The following is a 13764-nucleotide window of genomic DNA, read 5'->3' on the forward strand; positions in this document are numbered from 1 at the left end:
TCGCGCTCCCCAGCCCGTCCGGTGATGCGGGGCCAATCGTCAGCTGCCGGTCAGTGCCGCCCACCCGATACTTCACGATGAAGTTGCGCGAGCCAGCTTTTCGCATGCGGACGCCGAAGCCCTTGAGCTCCGTGTCCCAGACCGTGTGCTCGGCCTTGCCCTCAGGCAGCCTCAGCCTGGCCAGCGCTTCCTTTGTGAGCTTCCGCCGCTCGGGCATTGCATCCCCTGGTGAGCCTTTGGTGAGCACTTTTCGCTCACCAGTACGACTACGTCTGTATCCTCAAGTACACGCTCAACTTGAGTGATACGGCCGTTTCCGAGAGATCGCAAGGACGCTTGATCGCTGGTGAGTAATTATGTGCTTCAATGAATATCTTGAACTGAAGTCTGGGGGACTGGGGGTCGCGAGTTCAAATCTCGCCGCTCCGACCAAGCTTTTCAAAGGCTAGCGCTCTCAGGGTCGCCAGGGAGAACGCTTCTGGCGACCATATGGCGACCTTCGGGCTTCCAAGGCCCAGCCTTATTCTGCAAGCTGGTGCCGCCTAGTCCGTTTACGCGGGTCGCCCCAGCTCACTGCCGTCACCGATCATAGATGTGGCTCTTGAGGCACAGGCGGCTGCATCAAGCGGCGGCTGGTAGCCTAGCGCTTGGCTTCCATAGCCCAACTGGCGACAGCGCGACTTGCGAGCCTGCGTCAGATCGACCGGCCGGGAAGTGAGAGCCGCGCATGGCGGATGCTGCGGCGTGGTATCAGCGGGCATGTGGGACTGAGCAGGGGGCACGCCTCCCTATGCCAGTCACATCGCCAAGTAGGCGCCGGGGCATGGAGCAACGCGGCTACGCGGTGCCTCCTCGGTGATGCTGCCTTGCCACCGCAGGGATGGCCTTCCACTTCGTCTTGCTCTGTCGAAAGCCTCATGACGAAGCGCTCAGGATCACAAGGCGTTGGACGTTGTAGGCGACGCCTCTGAGCAGTGCCTGTGCCTGTTGCGTAGGTTCCAGCCGTGCTGTGAGTGCCTCCCCGCACCGGCGCTTGACCACCGACATGACACTCTCGACCTTCCAGCGCTGGCAGTAGGCAGCACGATCCTCCGGATTGCCGGCCTTGTTCAACCTCCTGCCCATCTCCTGCCGATAGGGCGTGGTAGCGATCACCGTGGTCGAGCGACGCTTCTTGGCCACAGATCAGGCTATCGACGCCAAGCTGTTCTCGGCAGAAGCGGTGGTTGGCCTCGCTGTCGTAGCCGGCATCGGCGATCAACTGGTCGTATGGCATGACGTCGGCCGCCCTGGATGCCAGAGGGACGAGATCGCCAAAGTCGCCACAAGCTCCCGGCCTGACCCGTTGCGCCAAGAGCATCGGTGGCTCGATCCAGAGGGCCAGTGCCCACTTCAGCCAGCCACGCTGACGTCGATAGCGCTGGGCACGCCACGCGAAGTACCGTGAGGTATGGGACAGCCACAAGCCAGTGGCGTCGAGGGCAACCTGGCTTGCACGTTTGCCTGAGCAACTCGTCGGACGGACTGTCTCCCGCAGGGCTGCCTCGATCTGTTCCGGCGACAGATGATGGCGGGCGAACCACCACAGGCTGGAGTGATCCGGCACGATCCGCAGGCCGAACAGCCGGCGCAGGCATCCAGAGAGCCGGAGGAAGTCCTCCAACCCTCTACAGGTGAGACGCAATCGCCCCCGCAGCAGGAGAGCTGCGGACAGGTCGGTCGATGGATAGGTAGGGTGAGCGTACCTGGTCCGTCGTAGTGGCACGCAACCTCGTGCCACTGCCATGGATGCGCGCGCGAAGCGCAAAAGCTGATTGTCCATGCCATCCGCAGATGGGCCTCAGGACTACACTCAGCATGGCTTTCGACAGAGCAAGTTGGCGTCAGCCGAGTACCTCCTGCGTCCAACGAGTCAGATAATCAGCACGGTGTGCATTCACCTTCGACCAATTGATCGGCGCCGCGGAAGACAGGGCGTCGGCGGGAATGGCGTAGCGCTCGAACTCCGGCGGCAGCTTCGCCTTACGATTGGCCGGCGCATAGCGGGTCGCCTTGGCGAGCGTGAGCTGGGCCTCGGGATCCAAGGTACGCTGGATGAACTTGTTGGCCAGTTCCAGGTGCTGGACGCCCGCAGGGATCAGGTAGGCGTTGTGCTGCAGGACCGAGTTGCGCACATAGGCCATGTCGATTGGTGAGCCCTTCTCCTGGAGCTCGAAGGCCCGCCCGTTGAACCAGGGCAGCAGGATGATTTCACCGCTGGCCATGGATTTGTAGGCCTGATCCGAGCTGCCGATGATGACCGCCTCGTTGTTGCGGCGCAAATCCGCCACCGCCTCGATCGCGGGGTCGATGTTGTCCTCGTTCCCGCCAAGCTCGTGGTTGAGCGCGTGCAGCCAGGAGATGCCGATCCAGCCATAGTCCGGAATGCCGATCCGGCCCTTGTATTTCGGGTTCCACAGATCGTTCCAGCTCGTGGGAGCGGCTTCGACCTCCTTGGTATTCCACGTCATCCCGATCATGGCGATCGAGAAGGCCGCGCTCCAATTGGCCAGGCCGTTCACGGGCGCCGAGACGGCCTCGGGATAGATGTCCTGCAGGTTGGTGACGATATCCGTGTCGTAACTCTGCACCGCCCCGGCCTCGGCCGCCAGGACCTGCTCGGTGGTCAGGAGGTTGATGGCGCTCACCAGCGGATTGCCACGCTGTGCCAAGAGCTTGGTCAGCCGGACCGAATCGCCGCCTTCCTCGTACGCGATGTCCATGTCGGCGAACTCGCTACCGACGACGAACGCCTTGCGCAGGTTCTCGCCCCAACTGCCGCCTGCCGAGGACAGGGTGAACTGGCCCTCGGCGAAGGCCGGCCGGATTCCGGGAAGCGCCAGCGCGGCCGCGGACGCAGCACCGGCGAGACCAAGGCGTAGAGTGGAGCGACGGGTGAACTCGGACATCATCAGCAACTCCGATCGAACAGTTCGGGTAGAGAATCCCGGAGATGCGCAAAGCGACCGTACGCTTGCTCACCTGGCCGGCGTTCGCTGAAAAAGGCGCTGCAGAACAAAGAGCATGCCGCCCACCAGGAGGATCTGCAGGGTCGAGGCGGCGGCGATGGTCGGATCGTCCTGGAACTCGAGCTGCGAGAAGATGTGCACCGGCAAGGTCGTGGTGCCCGGGCCGGACAGGAACAAGGAAAGGTTGATGTCGCTGAAGGAGACGATGAAGGCAAAGGCCGCGCCGGAAACGATGCTCGACTGGAGCAACGGAAAGGTCGCGTGGGCGAATGCCCGCAAGGGCGACGCTCCCAGGTTCTGCGCCGCCTCCTCCAGCCTCGGGTCGATCCCGGCCATGCCGGCCATCAGGGTGCGCACGACATAGGGCAGGGCGATCACCAGATGCCCGGCGGCGATGGACAGAAGTGAGCCCTTCATCCCGATCGTGGAATAGGCGAGATAGAGGGCGGCGGCGAGCAGGATGTCCGGCACGAACAGAGGTGCGGTGAAGTAGATCTCGGCCGTCTGGCGGCCGAGGAACCGGCACCGCGTCAGGGCGGTCGCCACCAGCATGCCGAGGAACGTCGCCACCACCGCGACGATCAGGCCGATCGGCAGGCTCACGTACATGAAGGAGTTGAAGTAGGGGGCGCTCTGGAAGAACTCCTGGAACCAGTGCAGGGAAAGCTGGGTCGGCGGGAAGGCATAGCGGCCGCTGCCATCGAACGAGACCGCCACGACGACCACGATCGGTGCCAGGATCAACGCATAGATGGCGATCACGACGGCGAGCAGGATGCGTCGGGCGGCAGGCGTCATCGGCCTGCTTCCCGCAGCTTGGCTGCCCGTGCGGTAAGGCTCAGCCCCAGTATGGCGAAGATGATCGTGAAGACCGCCAGCACCGTGCTCAGCGCGGCCGATGACGGCCAGTTCAACGCCACCAGCATCTGGTCGTAGATCTGCTGGCCGATCATCCGGTCGCCGGCACCGCCGAGCAGGGCGGGAATCACCAGCGCACTGATCGACAGCGTGTAGACGAGGACGCAGCCGGAGACGAGCCCGGGCAGGGCCAGGGGAAATACCACGGTGGCGAAGACCCGCGCACTGTTGGCGCCCAGGTTGCGCGCGGCCTCCTCGATGCTGGGCGAGATCCGCTCGATCGCGGAGACGAGCGGCAGCACCATCAGGGGCAGCAGCATCTGGACGAGGCCGATGACGATGGCACTCTGCGTGCGCGCCAGCAGGATCGCGGGCAGCCCGATCAGCGCCAGGAACTGGTTGAGCACGCCGTCGCGCTGCAGGATCAGCGCCAAGCCGAACACCCGAACCACCGTGCTGATCATCAGCGGGGTCATGATCAGGAAGATGGCGAGGGATTTGATCGCCGGCCGCGCCCGCGCGATGAAGTAGGCCACCGGAAACGCCAGGAATGCCGCAACGAGCGTCGTGGTCAGGCCGATCGAGAACGTCCGGCCGAACAGGCGCAGATAATAGGGCGAGAGTAGCGCCAGATAGTTCTCGAACGTGAACGCCCGGACCACGATGTCGATCTGCGAATACTGCCAGAAGCTGAACATCAGCATGTACAGGATCGGCGCCAGGAACAGCCCGAGAAGATAGAGCCCCGGCAACGCCAGCAGGATGACCCAGAGTGGCAGGTGGAACCGGGAAGCCATCTCAGGGCCCGCCAAACAGGCGGACGGCAGCCGGGTCGATCGCCGCGACCACCTCGTCGCCGGCTGCCAGCCCTGCCCAGCGACGATGGCTCTTGAAGGTCGCCAGAAGCCGCTCACCCGAAGCACGGGCGATCAGCTGTAAGTGGGTATCCTCGCCGAGATAGGTCAGATCGGCGATCTCGCAGGCGAACCGGTTCGGCGCTTCCGTAACGGACGAGGGCAGGATCTCGACCTCCTCCGGGCGGAACATCGCCACCAGCTGCACTGTATCCGCCTGCGTCCGCGCCGACGATTGGAGAGCCAGGCCGCCCAGGGTACGGACGTGGCTGCCGTCCTGGTCCGCGTGTTCGAGCGTAGCCGGCAGGCGGTTCGAGCTGCCGACGAACTCCGCGACGAAGAGGGAGTTCGGCCGTTGGTAGATGTCGGTCGGCGACCCCACCTGCACGACCTGGCCCTTGGCCAGAACCGCGATGCGGTCGGACAGGGCGAGTGCCTCGGACTGGTCATGGGTCACGAAGATGCAGGTCATGCCGAGCCGGCGCTGGAGTGCGCGTAGCTCGAAGCGGAGCTGCACGCGCAGCTTCGCGTCCAGGTTGGAAAGGGGCTCGTCGAACAGGACGAGCGGCGGCTCCAGGATCAGGGAGCGTGCGATCGCCACACGCTGCTGCTGCCCTCCCGAGATCTGAGAAGGATAGCGTCCCCCCAGATCCGGCATGCCCACCATTTCCAGGATCCGCCCAACCCGCTCCGCGATCTCCGCCGGCGGCCGCTTGCGCAGCTTCAGGCCGTACGCGACGTTCTCGTAGACGGTGCGGTGCGGGAACAGCGCGTAGTTCTGGAACACGAGCCCGACATTGCGCAGATGGGGCGGCCTGGTGTGGATCGGCTCGCCGCCCAGCGCGATCGTGCCAGCCGTCAGCGTCTCGAAACCGGCGATGCAACGCAGCAGGGTAGTCTTGCCGGATCCGCTCTCGCCCAGAAGCGAGAAGAACTCGCCCTTGCCGATCTCGAGGGAGACTGGGCCGACGGTATAGCCCGCCGGGTAACGCTTGGTCACATCCACGAGACGCAGGGCGGCGGGCTGGCTCATGCCGCGCCTGCCCACGCGCTCGGGAAGGTGCGCCGGCATGGGCCAGTCACGAATGGAAGAGGATTGCGTCGGGTTCGAGAGCGTGCCATGAATTCCAATATGCTGGAATTTTGCAGAGTGTCAACGCGATGACGGGAAGCGTAAAGTTCGCGCCGGAAGTGGGATCAATTGCGATGACGATCCCCCGTTTCCCTCATGAAGGCCCCCTGCATAATTCCGTTGAGCTGCCGTCGCCATTGCCGGGCCGCACGGGCGAGTTCGACGCTCCGGTTCACGCCAGCCTCCTGATCCAGGATGACGCCGTCAACCTTCTGGCAGGCGTCATTGACGCTCCGGCTCAGACTGTCACCTTGCCTCCCGCAGCGCGCGATAGCTTCGTGATGCTGGCCTCCGGAAGTATCGTCATCACGGGCAAGGACGGGATCGAGACGAGCTTCCAGGCTGGTGACAGCTTCGTCCTTCCTGCAGGGGCGTGGTCTCGCTGGAGCCAGCCTGGTCCGGCACGCTATCTGTTCGTCGCAGCGGATTCGACCGGGGCGGCCGCGGCGGATCCCGCTACGGTCGTCCGAATTGATCCCAAGATCGAGCTGGCGCCGTCGGCACCTCCGTCAGCGGAGTTGCTGTTGGGCGAGGTACCGCGGACCATGGGTCGTGCGGTCTTTAGCACGGCCGATCAGCGCTTCGCCGCAGGCGTCTGGAGCGCCACCCCGTATCACCGGAAGATCATTCCCTTTCCGCGCTACGAGTTCATGCACCTGCTGGAGGGCGAGGTATCCTTCACGGCGCCTTCCGGTAGCACGCTGCGCTTCGTGGCCGGGGATAGCTTCATGGTGCCGGCGGGCGTCGAGTGCGACTGGAAGAACGACCGGTTCGTACGGAAGATCTACTGCGTCTTCCGGACCTAGCCTCCCGATGATCCATCGGATCTACGACACTCGCTTCAAGCCTGGGCTCCTCGGGCACTCGACAACCGACATCGGAGTAGGAAATGGCATCGGCCGGAAGTCTTGAAGAAGCTGCCGCAGACCCGGCTGCGCGTGCGACCATCGGTATCGACGTCGGGGGAACGTTCACCGACTTCGTCTTGGCACTGCCCGAGGGGCAGCTGGTGTTCCATAAGGAGCCGAGTACGCCCAAGGACCCGTCCATGGCGGTGCATCTGGGGCTGAGGCAACTCGTGGACACTCATCCCGTGCTGCGGGAGGCCCGGACGCGCATCGTCCATGGGACGACGCTGGCGCTGAACGCGGTGCTCCAGCACAAAGTGGCCGACATTGCGCTGGTCGTCTCCAGGGGCAATCGCGACGTGCTGGAGATCGGCCGGGCGCGCCTGCCTTCGTCGTTCGACATCCATGTCGCCAAGGAGCGGCCGATCGTCCCGCGTGACCGGATCCTGGAGATCGGCGGGCGCACGGATGCGGACGGCATCGTCCTGAGTCGTCCGGCCGAGGCGGAACTGGACGAGCTGTGCGCCAGGATCCGGGGCCTGGGCGTGGGTGCGGTCGCCATCACCCTGCTGAACTCCTATGTCGATGCCACACTGGAGCGCGAGCTGGTCGCCGCGATAGCCGCGCGGCTGCCGGATCTTCTGATCACCAGCTCGTCGTCGGTCTGGCCGGAGATCCGCGAGTTCGAGCGGACCGTCGTCGCCTGCATCAACGCTCAGGTCCATCCGCTGATGGAAGACTACCTGGCGACACTCGCGCAGCGGATCGACGGCGCAGGCATTACGGCTGCCCTGCAGCTCACCTCTTCCTCCGGCGGCATGCTGAGCGTCCATTCGGCACGCGCCCGGCCAATCGAGACCATGCTGTCGGGCCCGGCATCCGGCGCCACCGCGGCCGCCAAGCTGGCCAAGTCCCAGGGCATCGGTTCCGCACTGACCTTCGACATGGGCGGTACCAGCGCCGACATCGCCGTGATCGTGGACGGCGTTCTCGAGTTCACGACGACGTCGCGCATCGGCGAGCTGCCCTTGATGATGCCGGTGGTCGGCGTGTCCAGCATCGGTGCCGGCGGCGGCTCCATCGTGTCGGTCGATGCCCACGGTATCATCAAGGTCGGACCGGAAAGTGCCGGCGCCAATCCGGGGCCGGTCGCCTACGGACTGGGCGGAATCCGGCCGACCGTGACCGACTGCTATCTGGTGCTGGGCCTGATCGACCCGGACGGTTTTCTCGGCGGCCGCATCCGCCTGGACAAGGCACGCGCCGAGGTGGCGCTCCAGGAGGTCGCCAGCCGCCTGAACCTGCCTTCCGCCGCTCATGCCGCCGAGGCGGCCATCAGCGTGGCGACCGCGCAGATGGCGACCGACCTGTTCAAGCTCCTGGCGCTCAAGGGCCATGAGCCTGCCGCCCAGGTGCTGATGCCGTTCGGTGGTGCCGGACCGACCCATGCCAACCTCCTGGCGGAGGAAGCCGGATTGGCCGGCGTGGCGGTGCCGCCGGCCGCGGCGACCTTCTGCGCGCTGGGTGCCGCCCTGGCCGATGTCCGCCGGGACTTTGTGGCGGCGCTGGGGCACGCGCGGCTGGTCTCGCTGGGCGATCGCCTCTGGAACAACTGGGCGGGGCTGGAGTGCGAGGCGAAGGACTGGTTGGCAGGAGAAGGGATCGCGATCCTCTCGCAGGATATCGAATACGCCGCGGACATGCGCTACGCGGGCCAGGCACACAATCTCATGGTCACGGTTCCGGTCTCCGCCCGCACCGCGCGCGACGTCACTGCCGTGGCGCAGGCGTTCCACCAGGCGCACGAGGCGATCTACGGGTTCCGCGAGGACGATGCGGCCATCGAGATCGTCGCGCAGCGGCTGAGCATCATCGGCCGGGTACCGACCTTCGAGCTGCCCCGGACGGTGGCTGCTCCACGAGCCAGTGGCCACCTGCGCACCCGCCCGGTCTTCCATGGTGGTGCCTGGGTCGACGCGCGGATCGTGCGGAGGGAGGAACTCGGCAGCGGCACCTGGCTCGATGGGCCGCTCATCGTCGAGCAGAGCGACACCACCACCTGGATCCTGCCTGGCTGGCGTCTCGCAGCAGACGAGGTCGGCGTGCTGAACATCGAGCGGAGTCGGTAAAGAATGCGTCTTGATCCAGTCCTGCTCGAGATTCTGGCGACCAAGCTCACGGCTACCGCGGAGGAGATGGGCAACGCCCTGCAGCGGTCCGGCCGCACCATGTACGTCAAGGAGACCCAGGATTTCGGCACCGGTCTCGTCAACCATGCCGGTCGGCTGTTCGCCTATCCGCGTGGCGTCGGCGTGATCGGCATGGTCGATAACGACTATAGCACGGTGCTCGAGGTGATCGGCGAACTCGCGCCCGGCGATGTCGTGCTCACCAATCATCCATTCGCATCCGGTGGTCTTGCCACCCACCTGCCGGATCTGCACCTGGTGAAGCCCTATTTCGCCGAGGGCCGGATCGTCGGCTATGGCTGGTGCTTCGTCCATTCCGCGGATGTCGGGGGGCGGGTCCCCTCCAGCATCTCGCCCAGCAGCCATGAGATCTTCCAGGAAGGGCTGATGATTCCGCCGGTGAAGATCGTCTGCAAAGGCGAGCCCAACCGGGACATGCTGGCCGTGATGGGCGCCAACAGCCGCACGTCGGAGGAAAATGCGGGCGATCTCAAGGCCATGCTGGCCGCGCTGGCGGTGGGTGAGCGGCGGGTTGCACGCATCATCGAGCAGCACGGCGTGGAAGCGTTCGAGGCCGCAGCGGTGGACGTCCCGGCCTATTCGACCGCCAAGGCCCGTGCCGCCTTCCGTACCATTCCGGACGGGACCTACGAGTTCTGGGACTATCTCGACGACGATCTGGTGTCGCCGGTCCCGGTACGGATCCATGCCAGGATGACGGTGAGGGACGGGCTGCTCGACATCGACTTCAGCCAGACCGATCCGCAGGTCGCTGCCGCCTTCAACCTGCCGTCCTGCGGCAAGCGGCACACCTGGTTGTCGCTACGCCTCCTGCAATACGTCTACACGCGTGATCGTGCGGTGCCGCTCAACTCAGGAATCTTCGAGCCGGTCACCATGACCCTGCCGGAAGGCAGCCTGCTCAACCCGGTATTCCCGGCAGCGGTGGGGGTGCGCCATGCCACCGGCAATCGGGTGATGGACGTCCTGAATGGCGTGCTGGCCGCCGCGGTGCCGGATTTCATGCGTGCGCCGGGTTGTGGCGTGACCATCCCGGTCGTGCTCGCCGGCCCGCAGAACAGCGATGGCGACCGGCAGGTCATGGTGGTGCAGCTCCTGTCCGGCGGCACCGGGGCGATGCTCGGCGCCGATGGCATCGACGGCCGTGATCCCGGCACCAGCGGCATGTCCAACAACCCGATCGAGAGCATCGAAAGCTCGGCACCGGTCACGGTCCACACGTATGGTGTCCGTCAGGATTCGGGCGGGGCGGGGCGCTGGCGGGGCGGTGTGGGGCTGGAGCTGACCTTCTCGCCGAAAGTGTCGGGCTGCCAAGTGCTGGCCCGCGGCATGGAGCGCCATCGTTTCGTTCCCTGGGGGATGGCCGGCGGCCTCTGCGCGAAGGGCTCCCGCACCATCAAGAATCTGGGCCGCCCGGACGAGCAGGAACTCGGCAAGATCGACGTGGTGGATCTCGAGGTGGGGGAGACCATCACCTTCCTGACACCTGGCGGTGGTGGCTATGGCGATCCGGCTGAACGCGATCCGGAAGCAGTTTTGCTGGATCTGAAGCGGGGCTTCATTAGCGCGCAGAGCGCCCGTGACGACTACAAGGTGGTGATCGAGGGCGGGAAGATCGACCACGCTGCTACCCAGGCCCTCAGGGTGGCCCATTCGAGTGGGCCAGCCGAGGCCGGAACCGTCTTTGACCTGGGGAGGGAGCGGCTCACCTGGGAGAGCCTCTTCTCGAACGACTTCATGAGCCGGATCAACGCTGCACTATCGCGGCTGCCGCCTGCTGCCCGGCGCTCGGCACGCCGAAAGATCTTCGCGCCGGTGCTGCCGTATCTGTCACCGACCGGCGCCATCGATGCGGCGGGACTTGCTCAGGCCGGACCGGCAGTGGAGCGTGAACTGGCTGCATTCGAGTAGCGGAGGTCTCTCGTAGATCGGTCAGCTGGTGGGCCTGCCGCTCTGGAGCGGTCCACCGGCCGCCTTGTGCGGAACGGTGAGCGGTACGGCCAGCGAGTCGTCCAGGCAGCATTAGAGCTCGTGCACCCTGTTGGGAGACTTCTGAGGAATGCTAGACAAACCGATCGAAATGGGCGTCAAGAGTCCAATCGAGATCGGGCGTACCTTGCGAGCGCACCGTAAGCGGCGACAGCTTACGCTTGAGCAACTATCAGACCTCTCCAAGGTCTCGAAGTCCATGATCTCCCTGATCGAGCGAGGTGAGTCGTCTCCTACGTTTGCCGCCCTCTGGCGTATTACGTTTGCTTTGGGCATTAGCCTGAGCGAGCTCACCTTGTCGCCAGAGTTTCAGAGTCCGCCGCCAGCGGAGCTGATCCCAGCAGACGATATCCCGGAGCTGCAGAGCCGGGATGGACTCTGTCGCGTGCGGATCCTCAGTCCCTTGGGCTTGGCACATAGCACACAGTGGTTCGAGCTGGAATTTCAGGCAGGTGGAATACTTGCCAGCGAAGCTCATCGACGGGGCATTTGGGAGCATTTGACTGCTCTTTCAGGCAGCCTGATCGTCACGTCCGGCGACAGCATTCTCACCATTGAGAAGGGGGCGACTGCGCGATACCCGGCCGATGTTCCACACTCGATCAAGAACATGACCACTGAGACTCAGCAGGCTATCCTGGTCAGCTATCACATAGACCACCACTGGTGATGTGCAGCAGTCATGACGGATCCGGCAGCTGGCTTCCCCCGTCGCGGACAACGCAGCTCCTTCGGTTGCAAGGCGCACCGTGCGGTCGCTCAGGGCTCAGATCCGATCCGGCGGGCCGTTTCTGACCAGCGCCGGCATCGAAGAGCGCATCGCTGCCGATACCTGATCTGTGGCGACGCGGCGGCGGTGCTGGCGGACCGGGCTTACGCGTCCACGAGCAGGTGCGATGCCCTGGCGGCGGCCGGCATCAGCGACCGGATCATGCACCGGCGGCACCCGAGCAAGCCCTCGCCGTGCGGGCACCAGTGGATGAACATCGCCGCACGATGAAGCTGCGCTGTCTCTACCGCCGGGTCCGCTACCGCCGCCTCCTGCGCAACCGTTGCCGGCTCTGGCTGCCCTGCTCCGCCATGATCCTGAGGCGGGCCGAGCAGCTTGCCGGCTGAATGGCCCGCCTTTTCCTGCCATGGCGCCGGATGGAGGGGTGAACTACCAGACGGAGCGTCCAAGCCGGAATGGCGAGCTGCCCGGTGCAGCCTGCCCAGTGACGATATCGGTGATGAGTGCCGCCGAGCTGCAGGCGAGCGTCCAGCCTATGGCGCCATGTCCGGTGTTCACGTAGAGACCGCCAATGCCGGTCGCATCGATCACCGGTAGCCCGTCGGCCGCCATCGGCCGTAGGCCGCACCAGGCGTTGATCTCCGCCGGCATCTTCAGATCAGGGTAGAGCTTGCGCAGGCCGTTCACTAGGTTGGTGATCCGGCCGTCCCGCACGGTGCGGTCGTAGTTGTCGAACTCGACCGTGCCGGCGACCCGCAGCCGGTCGCCCAGCGGGGTCGCCACGACATGCTCGAAATCGTCGACGATCGGCCGGCGGGGCAGGAAGCCGATATCGTCCTTCATGAGCGTGATCGAGTAGCCCTTCACCGGTGCTATCGGCAGGCGGATACCATGGGTCCGTGTGAGTTCGGCCGACCAGGGACCCGCGCAGATCACGACCCGCTCCGCCGGGATCCGTTCCGCTCCGACATGGACCGCCGCCATCTTGCCCCGGTCCAGCTCGATGCGGGTGACGGTATCGCCGAACCGGAAGCGTGCCCCGGCACGGGTTGCCGCCTGCTCGGCCGCCGCCGCGAAGCGTTGGGCATCGCCCCAGGCATCCTTCTTCAGGAGCAGACCGGCACCGATGGTGTCGGCGACCGGGGCCAGCGTCGGTTCCAGCGCCACGCAGCCGGCAGCATCCAGCCGCAGGATCTCCGCGCCCATGCCTTCGAGGAACCGGGCGGCAGCCTCGGCTTCCGCCTTGGCGCCCGGTCCCTTGTGCAGTTGCAGGAAGCCGCCACGCCAGATGTCGGCCTGGACCACGTTTTCGGCCAGGAGCGCATCCATCTCGGCCAGACTCTTCTGGCCAAAGGCGGTGAGCGTGGCCGAGGTCTGCCGGTACTTGGCCGCCCGGCAGTTGGCGAGGAAGCGCAGGCCCCAGCCGGCCATGGCCGGAATGGCGCGTGGCCGCAGGAGCAGCGGCGCCTCCTCCTTGCCCAGCCAGCGCAGCAGATGCCCCGGCGTGCCGGGGCTGGACCAGGGCAAGGTGCAATTGGCGGCGAGCATGCCGCCATTGGCGAAGCTGGTTTCCAGCCCGGCCGCGTCGCGGCGCTCGATGACCGTCACCTCCAGGCCCTGACGGGCCAGATAGAGGGCCGTGGTCGTCCCGATGATCCCCGCCCCGATGACGATCGTCGCCGTCATGGCCGGTTACTTCGTCTCGATATGGGCGTGGACGACGATCTCGATCTTGGCGCCCGGCACCATCAGGTCGGCGATCACCGTGGCGCGGTTCGGGTAGGGCTCATTGAAGAAGGTCCGGTAGACCTCGTTCATGCCCGAGAAATACTCCTTCGAGGTCAGGTAGACCTGGACCTGGGTGACGTCGTCCATGGTGCCGCCGGCGGAAGCCAGGATCGACTTCAGGTTTTCCAAGGTCAGCCGGGTCTGCGATTCGATGTCGCCGTCATCAATCGAGCCATCGGCGCGGATCGGGATGCTGGCGGTGTAAAGCGTGTTGCCGCCCATGGTGGCCCATTCGACCGGGGTCGAATCGCCGCCGGGCAGGGTCGTCTCGACATTCTTGCGCAAGGTCATTCTCCTCTGGGTGACGAAGCCGCCGTTTCTGCTCAGAGGCGGCAAGGCACGGGCGG

The 13764-nt window shown here is 65.4% G+C and carries 11 protein-coding genes and 1 pseudogene; 4 read left to right on the plus strand and 8 right to left on the minus strand.

Annotated elements, in window-relative coordinates:
• The 6 genes and pseudogenes from VNS22_RS25040 to VNS22_RS25065 form a co-directional block, all read right to left on the minus strand.
• A pseudogene (locus VNS22_RS25040) lies at positions 1-217 on the minus strand (integrase); the annotation flags it as partial.
• A gap of 698 nt (positions 218-915) precedes the next feature.
• Positions 916-1182, minus strand: coding sequence for a transposase (locus tag VNS22_RS25045; protein ID WP_325737385.1), 267 nt, complete (start codon positions 1180-1182; stop codon positions 916-918).
• A gap of 701 nt (positions 1183-1883) precedes the next feature.
• The gene (locus tag VNS22_RS25050; RefSeq protein WP_325737387.1) at positions 1884-2948 is read right to left on the minus strand and encodes an extracellular solute-binding protein; all 1065 of its coding nucleotides are present in this window, start codon (positions 2946-2948) and stop codon (positions 1884-1886) included.
• A 69-nt stretch (positions 2949-3017) separates the two neighbouring features.
• The gene (locus VNS22_RS25055) at positions 3018-3806 is read right to left on the minus strand and encodes an ABC transporter permease (RefSeq protein WP_325737389.1); all 789 of its coding nucleotides are present in this window, start codon (positions 3804-3806) and stop codon (positions 3018-3020) included.
• Positions 3803-4663, minus strand: coding sequence for an ABC transporter permease (locus VNS22_RS25060; RefSeq protein WP_325737391.1), 861 nt, complete (start codon positions 4661-4663; stop codon positions 3803-3805). The genes VNS22_RS25055 and VNS22_RS25060 overlap by 4 nt, the downstream gene beginning before the upstream one ends.
• Before the next feature lies 1 nt (position 4664).
• Positions 4665-5753, minus strand: a complete 1089-nt coding sequence (locus VNS22_RS25065) for an ABC transporter ATP-binding protein (RefSeq protein WP_325737392.1) — start codon at positions 5751-5753, stop codon at positions 4665-4667.
• A gap of 173 nt (positions 5754-5926) precedes the next feature.
• Between VNS22_RS25065 and VNS22_RS25070 the strand changes: the two genes are divergently transcribed.
• From VNS22_RS25070 to VNS22_RS25085, 4 genes are all read left to right on the plus strand, one after another.
• Positions 5927-6658 carry a cupin domain-containing protein gene (locus VNS22_RS25070; protein WP_325737394.1) on the plus strand — a complete coding sequence of 244 codons (732 nt, stop codon included), beginning with the start codon at positions 5927-5929 and terminating at the stop codon, positions 6656-6658.
• An 83-nt stretch (positions 6659-6741) separates the two neighbouring features.
• Positions 6742-8829, plus strand: a complete 2088-nt coding sequence (locus tag VNS22_RS25075; protein WP_325737395.1) for a hydantoinase/oxoprolinase family protein — start codon at positions 6742-6744, stop codon at positions 8827-8829.
• 3 nt (positions 8830-8832) lie between these two features.
• Positions 8833-10821 (plus strand): hydantoinase B/oxoprolinase family protein, encoded by a 1989-nt coding sequence (locus VNS22_RS25080; RefSeq protein WP_325737397.1) that lies wholly within the window; start codon positions 8833-8835, stop codon positions 10819-10821.
• A gap of 148 nt (positions 10822-10969) precedes the next feature.
• Entirely contained in the window at positions 10970-11569 is a 600-nt protein-coding gene (locus VNS22_RS25085) for an XRE family transcriptional regulator (protein ID WP_325737399.1), read from the plus strand.
• A gap of 489 nt (positions 11570-12058) precedes the next feature.
• Here the strand turns inward: VNS22_RS25085 and VNS22_RS25090 are convergent, their stop codons facing one another.
• Positions 12059-13315 (minus strand): FAD-dependent oxidoreductase, encoded by a 1257-nt coding sequence (locus VNS22_RS25090; protein WP_325737401.1) that lies wholly within the window; start codon positions 13313-13315, stop codon positions 12059-12061.
• Positions 13316-13321: 6 nt separating this feature from the next.
• Positions 13322-13708: a RidA family protein gene (locus VNS22_RS25095; protein WP_325737403.1), complete on the minus strand. Its 387-nt coding sequence runs from the start codon at positions 13706-13708 to the stop codon at positions 13322-13324.
• Between the last annotated feature and the right edge of the window lie 56 nt (positions 13709-13764).

The sequence above is a fragment of the Geminicoccus sp. genome (assembly GCF_035556675.1).
Taxonomy (GTDB): Bacteria; Pseudomonadota; Alphaproteobacteria; order Geminicoccales; family Geminicoccaceae; genus Geminicoccus.